Source organism: Acidithiobacillus marinus, from assembly GCF_002847505.1.
Lineage (GTDB): Bacteria > Pseudomonadota > Gammaproteobacteria > Acidithiobacillales > Acidithiobacillaceae > Acidithiobacillus > Acidithiobacillus marinus.
In genome coordinates this window covers 72,199-86,499 of record NZ_MXAV01000056.1, presented here as the reverse complement: position 1 = coordinate 86,499, position 14,301 = coordinate 72,199, and the positions used below count along the sequence as shown (strand labels likewise).

The 14,301-nt window shown below is 57.5% G+C and carries 17 protein-coding genes; 4 read left to right on the top strand and 13 right to left on the bottom strand.

Going from position 1 to position 14,301, the window contains the following annotated elements; translation table 11 throughout:
* Nucleotides 1–18 precede the first annotated feature (18 nt).
* The 13 genes from atpG to moaB all read right to left on the bottom strand — a co-directional run bounded on the left by atpG (nt 19) and on the right by moaB (nt 10,408).
* A complete protein-coding gene (gene atpG / locus B1757_RS14575; RefSeq protein ID WP_101539010.1) occupies nt 19–885 on the bottom strand; it encodes a F0F1 ATP synthase subunit gamma in 867 nt (288 codons plus the stop codon).
* A 9-nt stretch (nt 886–894) separates the two neighbouring features.
* Nucleotides 895–2,439 (bottom strand): F0F1 ATP synthase subunit alpha, encoded by a 1,545-nt coding sequence (gene atpA / locus B1757_RS14570; RefSeq protein WP_101539009.1) that lies wholly within the window; start codon nt 2,437–2,439, stop codon nt 895–897.
* 18 nt (nt 2,440–2,457) lie between these two features.
* Nucleotides 2,458–2,997 (bottom strand): F0F1 ATP synthase subunit delta, encoded by a 540-nt coding sequence (locus B1757_RS14565; protein WP_101539008.1) that lies wholly within the window; start codon nt 2,995–2,997, stop codon nt 2,458–2,460.
* A 9-nt stretch (nt 2,998–3,006) separates the two neighbouring features.
* The gene (gene atpF, locus B1757_RS14560) at nt 3,007–3,486 is read right to left on the bottom strand and encodes a F0F1 ATP synthase subunit B (protein WP_101539007.1); all 480 of its coding nucleotides are present in this window, start codon (nt 3,484–3,486) and stop codon (nt 3,007–3,009) included.
* 42 nt (nt 3,487–3,528) lie between these two features.
* Nucleotides 3,529–3,783, bottom strand: coding sequence for a F0F1 ATP synthase subunit C (gene atpE, locus B1757_RS14555; protein WP_009561114.1), 255 nt, complete (start codon nt 3,781–3,783; stop codon nt 3,529–3,531).
* Between the two features lie 44 nt (nt 3,784–3,827).
* The gene (atpB, locus tag B1757_RS14550; RefSeq protein ID WP_101539006.1) at nt 3,828–4,577 is read right to left on the bottom strand and encodes a F0F1 ATP synthase subunit A; all 750 of its coding nucleotides are present in this window, start codon (nt 4,575–4,577) and stop codon (nt 3,828–3,830) included.
* A gap of 2 nt (nt 4,578–4,579) precedes the next feature.
* Nucleotides 4,580–4,978 carry a hypothetical protein gene (locus B1757_RS14545; protein WP_253253888.1) on the bottom strand — a complete coding sequence of 133 codons (399 nt, stop codon included), beginning with the start codon at nt 4,976–4,978 and terminating at the stop codon, nt 4,580–4,582.
* Nucleotides 4,979–5,052: 74 nt separating this feature from the next.
* On the bottom strand, nt 5,053–5,901 hold the full coding sequence (locus B1757_RS14540) for a ParB/RepB/Spo0J family partition protein (protein ID WP_101539005.1): 849 nt from the start codon (nt 5,899–5,901) through the stop codon (nt 5,053–5,055).
* Nucleotides 5,898–6,659 carry a ParA family protein gene (locus tag B1757_RS14535; RefSeq protein ID WP_101539004.1) on the bottom strand — a complete coding sequence of 254 codons (762 nt, stop codon included), beginning with the start codon at nt 6,657–6,659 and terminating at the stop codon, nt 5,898–5,900. Before B1757_RS14535 ends, B1757_RS14540 begins: the two co-directional genes overlap by 4 nt.
* Before the next feature lie 65 nt (nt 6,660–6,724).
* Nucleotides 6,725–7,381, bottom strand: coding sequence for a 16S rRNA (guanine(527)-N(7))-methyltransferase RsmG (rsmG, locus tag B1757_RS14530; protein WP_101539003.1), 657 nt, complete (start codon nt 7,379–7,381; stop codon nt 6,725–6,727).
* The gene (gene mnmG, locus B1757_RS14525) at nt 7,381–9,255 is read right to left on the bottom strand and encodes a tRNA uridine-5-carboxymethylaminomethyl(34) synthesis enzyme MnmG (protein ID WP_101539002.1); all 1,875 of its coding nucleotides are present in this window, start codon (nt 9,253–9,255) and stop codon (nt 7,381–7,383) included. Before mnmG ends, rsmG begins: the two co-directional genes overlap by 1 nt.
* Nucleotides 9,256–9,305: 50 nt before the next feature.
* Nucleotides 9,306–9,866, bottom strand: a complete 561-nt coding sequence (locus tag B1757_RS14520; RefSeq protein WP_253253887.1) for a class I SAM-dependent methyltransferase — start codon at nt 9,864–9,866, stop codon at nt 9,306–9,308.
* Nucleotides 9,866–10,408 carry a molybdenum cofactor biosynthesis protein B gene (gene moaB / locus B1757_RS14515; RefSeq protein ID WP_101539001.1) on the bottom strand — a complete coding sequence of 181 codons (543 nt, stop codon included), beginning with the start codon at nt 10,406–10,408 and terminating at the stop codon, nt 9,866–9,868. The genes B1757_RS14520 and moaB overlap by 1 nt, the downstream gene beginning before the upstream one ends.
* A 145-nt stretch (nt 10,409–10,553) precedes the next feature.
* Between moaB and B1757_RS14510 the strand changes: the two genes are divergently transcribed.
* Genes B1757_RS14510 through B1757_RS14495 form a run of 4 tightly spaced genes read left to right on the top strand, consistent with a single transcriptional unit; the run spans nt 10,554 to nt 14,299 of the window.
* Nucleotides 10,554–11,489 carry a magnesium transporter CorA family protein gene (locus B1757_RS14510; protein ID WP_101539000.1) on the top strand — a complete coding sequence of 312 codons (936 nt, stop codon included), beginning with the start codon at nt 10,554–10,556 and terminating at the stop codon, nt 11,487–11,489.
* Nucleotides 11,490–11,519: 30 nt separating this feature from the next.
* On the top strand, nt 11,520–12,461 hold the full coding sequence (locus B1757_RS14505; protein WP_101538999.1) for a magnesium transporter CorA family protein: 942 nt from the start codon (nt 11,520–11,522) through the stop codon (nt 12,459–12,461).
* 7 nt (nt 12,462–12,468) lie between these two features.
* Nucleotides 12,469–13,371, top strand: coding sequence for a CorA family divalent cation transporter (locus tag B1757_RS14500; RefSeq protein WP_101538998.1), 903 nt, complete (start codon nt 12,469–12,471; stop codon nt 13,369–13,371).
* Between the two features lie 13 nt (nt 13,372–13,384).
* Nucleotides 13,385–14,299, top strand: coding sequence for a CorA family divalent cation transporter (locus tag B1757_RS14495; RefSeq protein ID WP_101538997.1), 915 nt, complete (start codon nt 13,385–13,387; stop codon nt 14,297–14,299).
* Nucleotides 14,300–14,301: the final 2 nt, after the last annotated feature.

Below are 14,301 nucleotides of genomic sequence, written 5' to 3'. Positions count from 1 at the left end.
AAATGCTGTACATGATCCTTAAACCGCCGCTGCACCTGCGCTGATTTCGGCGATTTCCTGAGTAATGGCTGCCTGACGCGCCTTGTTGTAGGCCAACTGCAGATCGCCCACCATCCGCTTAGCGTTATCCGAGGCATTTTTCATGGCCACCATACGCGCGCTCTGTTCGCAGGCCAGATGTTCGATCACCGCCTGATACACGACCGATTCCACATAACGATGCATCAGCTTGTCGAGTACCGGACGCGCCTCCGGTTCGTAAATATAATCCCACATCTCCGCCGGTTTTTCGGCGGGCACTTCGGGTTTTTCCACAGGCAACAACTGCTCCAGAGTGGCGCGTTGCAGCATGGTATTCACAAAACGGGACGAAACCAGATAAACCACATCCACTTCGCCCTTGGCATAAGCATCCGCCATGGCCCGGATCGGTCCGATCATGTCGGCCAGATTGGGTTTGTCACCCAGCCCGTTCAGCTCGGCCACCAGATGCGCGCCATGCCGCCGCAAAAATCCCAGCCCCTTGTTACCCATGACCGCGAGATCCGAACTGACTCCCTGATCATGCAGATCATGCATTTTATGCACGACCTGACGCAGCACGTTGACGTTCAACGCACCGCAGAGGCCACGGTCCGTGGTGATCACCAGAAACCCGGCCTTTTTGACGGGTCGGACCTGCATCAATGGATGTTCGTACTCCGGGTGCGCCAGCGCCAGATGACCCAGGACCTCACGGATTTTCTCCGCATAAGGCCGGGCGGCACGCATCCGTTCCTGCGCGCGCCGCATCTTGCTTGCAGCCACCATTTCCATGGCGCGGGTGATCTTGCGCGTGTTTTTTACGCTCTTGATCTGACCGCGAATTTCCTTGGCATTGGCCATGCTGCTCTCCTAGTACGTCGAACTGGACTTGAACTGCTTGACTGCTGCGTCGAGCTGCTTTTTGAAGTCGTCGGTGAGCTCTTTTTTCTCTTCGAGCCCGGCCATCAAGTCCTTGTTGTTGCTGTGCAGGTAAGCCAGCAGAGCTTTCTCGAAAGGCCGCACCTTGGCCACTTCCACATCATCCAGGGCACCGCTGCTGGCTGCAAACAGGGATACCGCCTGTTCGGCTACCGACATGGGCGCAAACTGGTCCTGCTTCAGCAATTCGGTGACCCGCTTGCCGCGTTCAATCTGCTTACGGGTGATTTCATCCAGATCCGAAGCAAACTGGGCGAAAGCCGCCAGTTCACGATACTGCGCCAGATCCAGACGAATACCACCACCCAGCTTCTTGATGATTTTGGTCTGGGCGGCACCACCCACACGGGATACCGAGAGACCGGCGTTGATGGCAGGCCGAATACCCGAGTTGAACAAATCGGTTTCCAGATAAATCTGGCCGTCGGTGATGGAAATCACGTTGGTGGGCACGAAGGCGGAAACGTCACCCGCCTGGGTTTCAATGATCGGCAGAGCGGTCAAGGAACCGGTCTTGCCTTTCACTGCGCCGTTAGTGAATTTTTCGACGAAATCAGCGTTGACCCGCGCGGCGCGCTCCAGCAAACGGGAGTGCAGGTAGAACACGTCGCCCGGATAGGCTTCGCGGCCTGGAGGACGGCGCAGCAACAGGGAAATCTGCCGGTAGGCCCAGGCCTGCTTGGTCAGATCGTCATACACAATCAGGGCGTCCATACCGCGATCCCGGAAGAATTCGCCCATGGTGCAACCGGAATAGGGTGCCAGGTACTGCATGGCCGCTGACTCAGAAGCGTTGGCAGCGATAACCGTGGTGTATTCCATGGCGCCATACTCTTCCAGCTTGCGGACTACACCCGCTACGGTGGAGGCCTTCTGGCCGACCGCGACATAGATACAGTAAACACCCTTGCCTTTCTGGTTGATGATGGCATCCACCGCGACCGCCGTCTTGCCGGTCTGGCGGTCACCGATGATCAGCTCGCGCTGACCACGACCCACCGGCACCATGGCATCAATGGACTTGACGCCGGTCTGCATGGGTTCGTCCACACTCTGACGATCGACGACGCCAGGCGCGATTTTTTCGAGGACGTCAAATTCCTTGGCATCGACCGGGCCTTTGCCGTCAATGGGTTGACCCAGGGCATTGACGACCCGGCCAAGCAATTCCTTACCGATGGGAATCTGCATGACCTTACCGGTGCATTTGACGATACCGCCCTCTTCGAGGCCGGAGAACTCTCCCAGCACTACGGCGCCGACATTGTCCTGTTCCAGATTCATGGCCAGCGCATAGCGGCCGCCGGGGAGTTCGAGCATCTCGCCGTACATGACGTCTTCCAGACCGTGAATGCGTAGGATGCCGTCGCTCAGGCTGATGATGGTGCCCTGTGAGCGCGTTTCAACGCGGCCTTCAAAGCCAGCGATGCGTGCGCGGATCAGGTCACTGATTTCCGATGGATTCAGTTGTTGCATACTATGTTCCTCAAGACTTTAGCTGCGAAGGGTTCGGGCAAGCTGCTGCACTTGTCCACGCACGGAAGCATCTATGGTGAGATCACCCGTATGAATTACGAGACCGCCAATCAGGGAAGCATCTACCGACTCACGAAAAGCGACTTGGCGACCGCTGAAACGCTGCTCAAGAGCAGCCTGGACAGCGCCTTTCTGCTGCGCATCCATCGCCACCGCACTGGTGACCAGTACGTCCACAATCCCTTCGTCATGGCGCACGGCTTCGTCAAAAAGCTGGGCAATTTCTGCTGCTGCAGCCCAGCGATCGTTGTGTGTCAGAAGCCCAAGAAAAGACTGCCACGCGCTCTGCTCAACCGTCACCGGAGCAGCGGCCAGCAAGGCAACCTTGTCAGCCTCCGGCCGTTCAGGGTCATTCAGGAAGGCCTGGGCCTGCTTATCCGCAACCATGGCCGTCAGTACTTGCAGCGATTCTGCCCAGGCCTGCTGTTGGCCGGATTGCTTGGCCAGACCGTAAAGTGCTTCCGCGTAAGGCCGCGCCACCGTGATCAGATCTGCCATTTCAGATCCTCACAATTGACCGACCATACGGTCGATAATGTCGCGATGGGCATTCTGGTCAATTTCCCGATGCAATATGCGCTGGGTGCCATCAACCACCAGCTCAACCACCTGGCCACGCAGAACCTCACGCGCCCGATTGGTTTCCACATCGATTTCCGCCCGGGCTCCGGCAATAATCCGGTCCGCTTCTTCACGGGCCTTGCTCTGGGCTTCTTCACGCAGTTCCACACCACGGCGCTCGGCATTGGCGATGATTTCTGCCGCCTTGTCCTTGGCTTCCCGCAACATTTCTGCTGCGCGCTTTTGGGCCAGGACCATTTCTTCTTTACCACGCTCGGCAGCAGCAAGTCCGTCGGCAATTTTCGCACGACGCGCGTCCATGACCTTGCGCAGGGGACCATACATATACTTGTACAACAACGCCACGAGAATGACGAAGGTGATCAGCTGTATGATCAGTGTTCCATTGATACCTACTGGATTCATGACTACCTCACTTGCAAGTGGGCCGGATCAACCGGACCCGCATCAGCCCAGGAACGGGTTGGCGAAGAGGAACCAGAAACCGAAGGCCAGAATGATGAAAGGGAAGGATTCCATCAAGCCAGCAAAAATAAAGGTGTTCACCAGCAGCTGCGGGCGCATTTCGGGCTGACGGGTGATACCTTCGATGGTCTTGGAAGTGATCAGACCCCAGCCAATGGCGGAACCCAGTCCAGCGGCGCCAAAAATGATACCGACAGCAATGGCTGTGGCAGCTACGATAATGGTATGTGCGTCCATGATAACTCCTTACAAGTGTCGCAAAAGTGAAATAATGTAAACTTTTAATGATCCTGCATATTCGCCATGCCGAGATAAACCACCGTCAGCACAGTGAAAATAAACGCCTGCAGGATGATGATCAAACTTTCAAACAGGGACCAGACCGTACCCATCACCAGCTCGCCCCACCAGGGCAACAGCGCCAGGAGGAGAAATACCAGCTCTCCGGCGAACATGTTCCCAAACAGTCGCAAACCCAGGCTCAGGGGCTTGGTAATTTCTTCAATCACCGACATGATGATATTCATCGGGAACAGCCAGATACCGAAGGGGTGGGTCAGGTAGGTTTTGAAGTAGCTGAAGCCCTTCACCCGCAGATTGGTGGCAATCATCACCAGAAATACGGTGATGGAAACACCCAGCGTGGTATTCAGATTGACCGTAGGTGTCACCCGAAATTCAGGGATGCCAAACCAGTGGGCAATAATGCCCGGCAGATAAGCTGGGATCACGTCCATGCTGTTCATCAGCAGGATCCACAAAAAAACCGTAATGGCCATGGGTGCGATCAGCGGATCTTTGACCGGGAAGCTTCCCTGGACCAGATCGTCAATGAAATCGACGACGCCTTCCAACCAGTTTTGCATGCCACTGGGGGTGCTCGTCTGCAGTTTTGCGCCAACCACCATCCCGGTAATGACCAGAATGGCAGCCATGATCCAACCCATGACAATGGTGTCCAGATCAAACGTCCAGAAACCGGAACCCACGGTCCAGTTGACAAGGTGATGGGCGATATCGCCTGATGCCACGCTTAACTCCTTTGCCTGATACGTTCCCGCATCAGAAATGCCAAAAATACGAAATGGGCCAGCAAAAATCCGGCAACCAACCCGATAACGGGCAGGTGCAGCCAGAAAATTGCCAATATGAGACCCAGTATGGTGATGATCCAGCGCTGCAACACCGCTCCACCCAGCCGCCGAGCGGCAAGATGCGTAGAAGCGGGGAGCGCGATCAGGCGACCACCCAGGATGAGCATGTTGATAACGCTCAAAAATGCCGCAAACAGCAGTGCGTAAGCTTCTTGTCGTCCCCAGCGCCATGCCGTCACGGCTGCCAGAAACAGGGCCAACGTCAACACCGTCGCAGTGACTCGCCCGACATAAGACGAGAAGTTCACCATGCCCACTTGTTTTTCTTGCTCTTTCAATGGGCAAAACTCAAATACAGGCGGAGTCTAAACACGCAGATGCTCAGCGTCAAGAGCATTCCCGCCGCCTTCCATCAGATTTCATTGTCATTCAAGTTCACGCCCAGGCGTTGCAGGAGCATGGCTTCCTGTTCGTGATTTTCCCAACGGATCCGCAGCTCCCCGCCCTGACCATGGGGACGCAGATCAATGCTGAGGCCCAGGCTGGATTGGATGAGCGCCGCCAATGCCGCACTGTTAGGATCAGTTTGCGCGTGCTGCGGGGGGGGATTCTGCACTTTCTGGACCAGTTTTTCGGTGGCCCGGACACTGAGACTCTGCCGCACTACCTGCTCCGCCAGAACCTGCTGTTGCGGCTCGTTCAGGGTCAGCAAAGCGCGGGCATGACCGGCACTCAAGGCGCCATTTTCCACATAGGGGTGCAGCGCAGCGGAAAGGCGCAGCAGACGTAACTGGTTACTGATAGCCGCCCGGGAGCGGCCGAGGGTGGCTGCCAGGGCTTCATGGCTGAGGCCAAACTCATCGAGCAGCCGCTGTAATGCCTGGGCTTCTTCGAGGGGGTTCAGGTCCTGGCGCTGAATGTTCTCGATGATGCCGATGGCCAGTGCCTGTTCGTCACCACAATCGCGGACCACCGCCGGAATCTGGGTCAGCCCCGCGATTTGTGCCGCCCGCCAGCGCCGCTCGCCAGCGATAATTTCATAGCGACCACCACCCACAGTGCGCACCACAATCGGTTGAACGACCCCCTGATGACGAATGGAGTCGGTCAACTCTTGCAAGGTAGATTCGGAAATTACGCCACGCGGCTGATAACGCCCTCTTTGCAGTAAGTCCACGGGAATTTCGCGCATCGTCCCGGTAGCAGCACTTTCATTGGCAAACAGTGCATCCAGACCCCGGCCCAAGCCTACCCGTTTCATGGATTTTTCTCCCGCTGCAGAAATTCTTTGGCCAGTCCCTGATACGCGATGGCGCCAGCACAGGAAGGATCATATTCCAGAGCAACCCGACCAAAACTGGGGGCCTCGGCCAGGCGAATATTACGGGGAATGACCATCTGGTAGAGCTTGTCGGGAAAATGCCGCTCCAGCTCTTGCCCGACCTCCGAAGACAGACGATTGCGATTATCGAACATGGTCCGCAACAGGCCGTCCACCTGCAGGCGCGGATTGAGCTGGGCACGTACACGCCGGACCGTATTCAGCAACTGGGTGAGGCCCTCCAGGGCATAATATTCACATTGCATGGGAATCAGCACGCTATCCGCCGCGACCAGCGCATTGATAGTCAACATATTCAGAGCGGGCGGGCAATCAATCAGCACGTAATCAAAATCTGCGGCTTCAGTCAAAGCCCTCTTCAGGTGCTGCTCCCGATCCGGGCGCGGATAGATTTCCACTTCAGCACCTGCGAGATCCGGGCTGGAAGGGGCCAGGAACAGTCCGGCAGGAGACACTGTCTGCAGGACCGCAGCAAGGGGCAGCTCCCCGAGTAGAACATGATAAATACTGGCCGCCGCATTACCCACCTGGCCAAGGCCGGTACTGGCATTCGCCTGGGGATCGAGGTCCACCAGCAACACCCGCTTGCCATTCTGGGCAAGTCCGGCGGCCAGATTGACGGCAGTCGTGGTTTTTCCCACGCCACCTTTTTGATTGGCAACGGCAACTGTACGCATTTTTTGGGGATGATTTCCGGTGCAGCCTGCAATTTCCCAAGAATACCCTGTCCACTCGCGGGGGGCTAGGGCATTTGCACCGGACTTCTCCAAATCAAAAGCTTACGGGAGGGCTGATCGGGAATGTGCAGATCATGACAGCGAATGTCCAGGGAAGCGGCGCGCGGCCAGTCGGCCAGCTCCTCTTCAACCCCAGGGCCTTTCAAGGCCAATACCTGGTTATGCGGCCCCTGAAGATGGCTGGTCATCTGGTCCAGGCGCGCCAGAGGGGCGGTAGCGCGGCTGATAATCCGGTCGGGCAAAATCTCTGGCTGATAATGCTCACTGGTCAGCGGCGCAATCTGCACATTGGTCAGACCAAGCTCGGCGACGACGCTGCGCAAAAAGGCCACCCTCTTGGCCGCTGGCTCCACCAGCGTAAAATCCTGTGCCGGTCGGCAGATAGCCAGTGGAATGCCCGGCAAACCGGCACCACTACCAATGTCCACCACCAAACCCGGTTCCAGAAAAGGTAAAACAGCCAGACTGTCGAGAATATGGCGAGGAATCATGTCCCGGGGATCGCGCACCGCCGTCAGATTGTGGGTCGCATTCCAGCGCTGCAGGAGGAGCAAATAATTCAGCAGCAACACACGCTGCTCGGGCGTAATCCCTTCCAGCGACATACCTGCTAGCCCCGCAGCGAGGATTTGCGCGAGCAGAGCCGCAGAAACCGGCGGCATCAGCCCGCCTGCAAGAGGCTGCGACGTTTCACGTGAATCAGCAACAGGGATATGGCGGCGGGGGTCACCCCCGGTATGCGGCTGGCGAGGCCGATGGTCTGGGGGCGTTGCCGACTCAGGCGCTGCATCACTTCGGTGGACAAACCACGCACGGCGCTGTAATCCATATCCTCGGGAATGCACATTCCCTCCCAGCGGGCCGCACGCTCAATTTCATCCTGCTGTCGAGCGATATAGCCCGAATATTTGCATTCAATCTCCAACTGCTCACTCACTCGCGAATCCGCACAACCCGACAAGGCCAGAACTGCTGTCAGGCTGGCATAATCCCAGTCGGGTCGGCGCAGCAGTTCCAGAGCGGTCACATCCCGAGTCAGGGGCTGGCCCAGATGCGCGGCAATGCGCACTGCCAATGGGTCTTCGGGACGAATACGCAGACTGCGGAAACGCTCGCGTTCACTTTCCAGGTCTTCCTGCTTGCGGCTGAAGGCCGTCCAGCGGGCCTCGTCCACCAATCCCAGTTTCCGACCTTGGGGGGTCAGACGCAAATCCGCATTGTCTTCACGCAACTGCAGGCGATACTCGGCCCGACTGGTAAACATGCGATAGGGCTCATCCAGCCCCCGGGTAACCAGATCATCTACCATCACACCCAGGTAAGCTTCATGGCGTCCCGGCACCCAGGCGGATTGAGAACGGGCCCGCCGCGCCGCATTCAGACCGGCCAGCAGACCCTGGGCCGCCGCCTCTTCGTAGCCAGTTGTGCCATTGATCTGGCCGGCACAAAACAGTCCCGGTAGACGTTGGCTTTCAAGGCTGGGGTACAAATCACGCGGGTCGAGAAAATCATATTCGATGGCATAACCGGGGCGCAGCAGAACCGCATTTTCCAACCCGCGCATGCTGCGCACCAGATCCACCTGCACCGGGAAGGGCAGGCTTGTGGAAATGCCGTTGGGATAGACCTCGTGGGTATCCAGCCCTTCCGGCTCCAGGAAAATCTGGTGGGAGGTCTTTTCGGCAAAACGCACCACCTTGTCTTCAATGGACGGGCAGTAGCGCGGCCCCACGGACTGGATATGCCCGCCATACATGGCTGACTGGTGCAAATTGGCAGCAATGATTTCATGGGTACGGGCATTGGTGTGGGTGATGTGGCAGGCAAGCTGAGGGATATTCACCTGCCGGGTCATAAAGGAAAAGGCCGGGATGGGGTCATCACCGGGCTGCGCTTCGAGCACTGAATAGTCGATACTGCGTCCATCAATACGCGGCGGGGTGCCGGTTTTCAGACGGGCTACGGGAAAGGCCATTTCCCGCAGACGCTGGGACAGGGCATTGGAAGGGGGGTCACCGGCTCGGCCTGCCGCATAATTCTGGTCGCCCATGTGTACCCGCCCGCCCAGAAAGGTGCCGGTAGTCAGAATCACTTGCCCGGCACGCAATTCCAGACCGGTTTCCGTCCGCACCCCGACAAGGCGGTCCTGTTCCATCAGCAAATCTCCGGCCATGCCCTGAAACAGATGCAGGTTGGGGATGTTTTCGAGCAGACGCCGCACCGCACGCTTGTAGAGACTGCGGTCGGCCTGGGCCCGGGTGGCGCGCACTGCCGGGCCCTTGCTGGCATTCAGGGTGCGAAACTGGATACCCGCCTGATCGATGGCCAGCGCCATGACACCCCCCAGAGCGTCGATTTCCTTGACCAGATGCCCTTTACCGATACCGCCAATGGCCGGATTGCAGGACATCTGGCCAATGGTATCCAAATTCTGGGTGAGAAGTAGAGTGCGCACCCCCAAGCGAGCTGCGGCAGCGGCAGCCTCGGTGCCGGCATGCCCACCACCGACCACAATGACATCAAATTCGTTTTGCATCCGTTAATTATCCACGCCAAGCGACAGGTTTTGCAATATCCCCCGCTTTTTTAGGCCTTCCAAACGCCACCGGCACGATCCTCAGCTTCCTGATAAGCCAGGAGCTGCAAATCTGCAAAAGCCTTTTCCAACTCTCCCGGCAGCAGTCGAAAGTCCGGGTTTTGAGGACCGCGCCCGGCATAAGCGCCAGCCCAGGTCTCGTAAAACAATAATCCCTCGGGCTTCAATGCTCGTGCCAAGATGGGAAAAAGCGGGCGATGCAGAAAATGTGCGACGACGATCACGTCAAAAGAGGCCGCTGGCGGTGGCTGGGTCAGTACATCTCGATATTCCGGGTGCAGCCTGGGCTGAATCACAGCCTGCTGCTGAAGCCCCAGGATGGCCGCTTCGGCATAATCCCAGGCCCAGGTTTCCAGACCCTGTTTCGCCAGAAAAAGGGCATTCCCGCCCAGCCCGCAGGCCATATCCAGAGCCGACCCGGTCTTTGGCAACAAGGCCGCCTGCGCCCTGAGCAAGGGCAAAGGCGGCGGGGCTGCATCCCGCGCACTTTCCGCATAACAGGCACTCCAGCGCTGCTGGCGTTGCGCTTCGTCTTCAGGCATGACAGCCATCAGTGTTCATGACGAATGCGCGGCAATAACTCGCTCAAATTGCAGGGCCGATGGCGGTTATCCAGCTGGGGAATGATGATGGCCTCCATCCCCAGACGGACACCTCCCGTAGAACCCGGCAGTAAAAAGACGATGGTGCCCGCACAAATGGCCGCTTCGGCCCGGGACTGCATGGTGCTGGTACCGATTTCTTCGTAGGACAACATGCGGAATAATTCCCCAAAGCCGGGGATCGGCTTGCTGATGAGGGGCGCGATGGCCTCAGGGGTTACGTCGCGACCGGTGACCCCGGTGCCGCCGGTCGCGACAATGACATCGATGGCCGGGTCGGTTATCCAGCTTTGCATCTGCTGGCGCAGTGTTTCAATCGTGTCGGGCAGGATGCAACGCGCCGCTATATGGTGCCCTGCAGCCTGAGCCAGCTCCGCAATTTTGTCGCCGGATTTGTCGGTTTCCGGGGTCCGGGTATCGGACACGGTAAGGATAGCGAGGGCGAGGGGGATAAAGGCTTTACTATCAGATGCAGAGTGCACGGAGCTCACAGCGGAATTTCCTTTACAGGCGACAAGGAAGTCCAGTATAAAAGCCTCCGTCCTGCGCTCCAAATTGTACCGGCCGAAGTCCCCGTATCGGGCAGCTGCCGGGCACTGGTGCCTCTCACGCCCGACTCTGAACTGGAGAGCATCCATGGATGTGTTTCCCCCAGCAGAAACCGACAGCACCGCACAAGCGGCAGCGGCGCGCGCCCCGGAGCGCGTAAAAAGCTGGCAACATCTGACCGCACCCCGACCGGCAGACTGGGTAGCGGCGGGACAGCTCGCCGATGACTGGGATTTTGCCCAGGACATTCTCGATCCCGATGAACGCTCCTGGCTGCGCAGAGAGCAGGGAAGGGTCTTCCTGACCTTGCAGTTTCCAGTCAGCGGTCCGGGGGAAGATGTCTGGACCTTGCGTCCTTTGGGCGTGGTTCTGCACCAGCAAAATCTGACTACGGTGCTGGCGGAAGAACTACCCACCCTCTCGCCTTTTTTTGCGCAGATGGAGCATCTTTCCAGCCCTCCGGAAAGTATCGAGATACTGGCCGCCATCCTGAAAATTCTGGCGCGGAGTTATGAAGAAGCACTACAGCAGCTCAACCAGGCCATTCATGACAATGAACAACAACTGGACTGGACCCAGAGTAATGGCGACTTTTTCACCCTGCTGGAAATCAGTAAAAGTCTGACCCGCTTTGAAGTAGCCCTGGTCGGCAATATTGCCACCGCCTTCAAGATTTCACGGCTGGCGGAAATTCGCGATGACCTGCCCGCCACCCGGCAGGTGGATACCGCACTCCTGGAATTGCAGGTGGCCCATGAGCGCGCCCGGGTGTATGCCGGTACCAGCACCTCGATGATGGACGCTTATGCCGGGATGGTGCAGAACAACATCAACCATGGTCTGAAAGTGGTCACTGTGCTGGCCATGGTGTTTTATGTGCCCAGCATGTTCGCCACCCTGTACGGCGTGAATACCACCCTGCCTTTTCAGAAAACCCACTGGATTTTCTGGGTGATATTATTACTGGGTTTAAGCATTGCCGGGGGTTTGGCGGCATTTTTCAAGCGCAAGGGGTGGATATGAACGGGTGGGAATTTACCAAGGAGCGACAGGATGCTGCACTGGTTTGATGACAAAACCGATGCCCAACTGGAAATCACCAGTGATTTTCAATGGCCCCCACGCGCCACCTGGATTCAGGTCGTCGCGCCCAGCCACGCCGAACTGGAATTTGTCGCCAAGCATCTGCAGGTGCCGGATTATCTATTCCAGGACGTGTCCGATGAAGACGAACGCCCGCGTCTGGAGCGGGACGGCGAAGTCGCCCTGATTATTCTCAAAGTGCCCGCGCCCATGCAGGAAGATGCCGAATTACGCTTTCGCACCCTGCCGGTAGGCCTCTGGCTACTACCCCAGCAAATGGTCACCGCAAGTGCCCACCCCCTGGCACTATGGGATGAATTACGCAGTCAGCGGCAACGTGGCAAGATTCTCGGTGTCCAGGGTTTGCTGGCGGAAATTTTCCAGGCTATCGCCCGGGACTTTTTACGGGCGCTGCGCATCATCAACAACGAAATTGCGGCTACGGAAAAAATTCTCCGTCACTCCCAGAACAACAACGAATTTTTCCGCCTTCTGGCCCTGAACAAAAGCCTGATCCTGTTTTCTGCCGCGCTGAAGGGCAATATCTCGGTGGCCCAACAAACCCTGCGCCTGCCCATGTTGGGGCAGGATGCCGACGATCTCGAAGACATTGCCGATGCGTTGATTGACCTGCAGCAGGCCCGGGACATGACCGAAATTTACGCGTCCACCATTACCAACATGATGGATGCTTATGTCGGGGTGCTGCAAAACAATATCAGCAATACCCTGAAGATCATTACAGCATGGACGGTGGTGGTCGCCTCTCCAGCCACGGTGGCCAGTATTTATGGCATGAACGTTCCGCTCCCTCTGCAGGACTGGACGTATGCCTGGCCGGTTCTGATGGGCGGCGGCTTTCTCATTTCCGGATTGCTCTTCGTTTTTTTCCGCAAAAAAGACTGGATCTGATGCGCTCATGACCGCCCAGTACTACAATCCCCAGACCGGAACCTGGACTGCCTGCGACAGCTGCAGCGGGTCCGGACTGTTTTTGCTGAATCCTGAACAGGCCTTGTCCTGCAACAACCTGGGCAGCTGGCTGCGCCAGAGTGAAGATCAGCGGCTTTATTGCGAAGGTGAAGAAATCTCCCTGCGTCTGCCCGTGGCCATGCTGGAAGAAGACGCCCGCTTCGGCACGGTGGCTCGTATCAGCACCCTGACCCTGCATCATGAACACCCCGATCACCTGATTCTGCTCGGCGAAGAAACTTTACTGTCCATGCTCAAACAGGATTGGCTCAGCACCCTCCAGCAGAGTCAGGGCCATGATCTCCTGCAAAGAGCTCTGCTCAACAGCATCTACAGCCATGAACGGGTCGCCCGCGTGTTGGTAGACCGCCTGCAGGAGCTGCGCCTGGCTCTGAAAACGGCCATGGGCAATCGCGAGCTCAGGGAAATTGTGGTCCTCAACCGGGATCTGGGTGAACTGGTCATTGCCCTTCGTGAAACCGGGCTGATTTTGCGTGATGCGCTGCGCGCCACCCCCGGAGACGCCCCCGCTTATGCCGTGATGGAAATCGCTCTACGCGAGCAAAGACGTATGGAAGAAATCGTGAATCTGGTTTACGAGCGTTATCTGACCGTCACCAATGCCTACAACGGCATCATCCAGAATAATGCCCACACCGTCATGAAGGTCATGACGGTGTGGCTGGCCCTGCTGATGATGCCCATTGCTTTCATCATGCCTTTTCACATGATGACCATTCTTCCGCTGGAACACTGGCATTACCTGTGGTTCGGCCTGCTGGCCTATGTTTTTGGCGCCACCCTGCTGTTTGCTGTCTGGGCTCGAAAACACGGGTTTTTTGCCATGTAGGGAGGGCCGACAGATGCTACGCATTACTCGCGACTGCCTGCTTTCCGGCAACGCCAACCGGCGCAGCTGGATGGCGCTGGTCAATCCTACGGCGCTGGAATTGAGCCAGGCCGCCATGACCCTCGACATTCCGGAAAGCTTTTTGCGCAAGCGCCTGGAAGGCGAGGCCTCACGCCCGCTGATCAAGGAAGAGCGCCTGATTTCCCTGCAATTTCAGGTACCCATCCCGGAAGACGGGCGCATCGGGCAGTTTTCCCTGGTGCCCCTCAGCGTGTATTTTGCGCCGGGCTATTTCGTGACCCTGGCCGACCAGGAAATTCCCTTTCTCAATCAGCTGATTGATCCAGATAAACCGCGCAAGCGCTGGGAGCTCGTACTGCGCATCATTGCCGAAGTCACCCGCCTGTATCTGCCCACCGCCCGCGCCGTCGCCCGGGAAATGGCGATGGTGGAGCGGGATCTCCGTCAGGCCCAGCGCCATGATGTGGTGTATCGGGGTTTGGATATTCACGACCGGCTGCTGGCGCTGGATCTGGGTTTGCTGCAACTGGAATATGTGGTCAGCGAAATCGCGCTGTTACTTCCCAAAGAAGACCTTGATCTGCTGGAAATTCATGAAGACACCCGCATTGAGCTGTCCCAGGTCCGGGATCAGGTGGATAGCGATCAGGAAACCATCAATGAACTGCTGGAATCCTACGCCTATGTGGTGCATAACAACGTGAATCACTTGTTCAAGTTCATGGCGGCCCTGATTATTCTGGTCACCATCCCGCTGTTTATTCCCGGCGCAGCAGCCATGAACGTCCCCCTGGGTCCACTCCCCCACTGGCGCTACGGTTTTGTTGCCGTCACCGGAGGACTGATTCTGGTGGAAGCGCTCATCGCCTGGATTTTCTACCGCAAGGGATGGTTGCGGCTGGATTAAGG

Excerpts from the sequence above, each read along its gene's own strand:
- atpG (WP_101539010.1), bottom strand. The coding sequence starts at position 885 with ATGGCCAATGCCAAGGAAATTCGCGGTCAGATCAAGAGCGTAAAAAAC.
- atpA (WP_101539009.1), bottom strand. The coding sequence starts at position 2,439 with ATGCAACAACTGAATCCATCGGAAATCAGTGACCTGATCCGCGCACGC.
- B1757_RS14565 (WP_101539008.1), bottom strand. The coding sequence starts at position 2,997 with ATGGCAGATCTGATCACGGTGGCGCGGCCTTACGCGGAAGCACTTTAC.
- atpF (WP_101539007.1), bottom strand. The coding sequence starts at position 3,486 with ATGAATCCAGTAGGTATCAATGGAACACTGATCATACAGCTGATCACC.
- atpE (WP_009561114.1), bottom strand. The coding sequence starts at position 3,783 with ATGGACGCACATACCATTATCGTAGCTGCCACAGCCATTGCTGTCGGT.
- B1757_RS14540 (WP_101539005.1), bottom strand. The coding sequence starts at position 5,901 with ATGAAACGGGTAGGCTTGGGCCGGGGTCTGGATGCACTGTTTGCCAAT.
- B1757_RS14535 (WP_101539004.1), bottom strand. The coding sequence starts at position 6,659 with ATGCGTACAGTTGCCGTTGCCAATCAAAAAGGTGGCGTGGGAAAAACC.
- rsmG (WP_101539003.1), bottom strand. The coding sequence starts at position 7,381 with ATGCCGCCGGTTTCTGCGGCTCTGCTCGCGCAAATCCTCGCTGCGGGG.
- mnmG (WP_101539002.1), bottom strand. The coding sequence starts at position 9,255 with ATGCAAAACGAATTTGATGTCATTGTGGTCGGTGGTGGGCATGCCGGC.
- B1757_RS14520 (WP_253253887.1), bottom strand. The coding sequence starts at position 9,866 with ATGGCTGTCATGCCTGAAGACGAAGCGCAACGCCAGCAGCGCTGGAGT.
- B1757_RS14510 (WP_101539000.1), top strand. The coding sequence starts at position 10,554 with ATGGATGTGTTTCCCCCAGCAGAAACCGACAGCACCGCACAAGCGGCA.
- B1757_RS14505 (WP_101538999.1), top strand. The coding sequence starts at position 11,520 with ATGCTGCACTGGTTTGATGACAAAACCGATGCCCAACTGGAAATCACC.
- B1757_RS14500 (WP_101538998.1), top strand. The coding sequence starts at position 12,469 with ATGACCGCCCAGTACTACAATCCCCAGACCGGAACCTGGACTGCCTGC.
- B1757_RS14495 (WP_101538997.1), top strand. The coding sequence starts at position 13,385 with ATGCTACGCATTACTCGCGACTGCCTGCTTTCCGGCAACGCCAACCGG.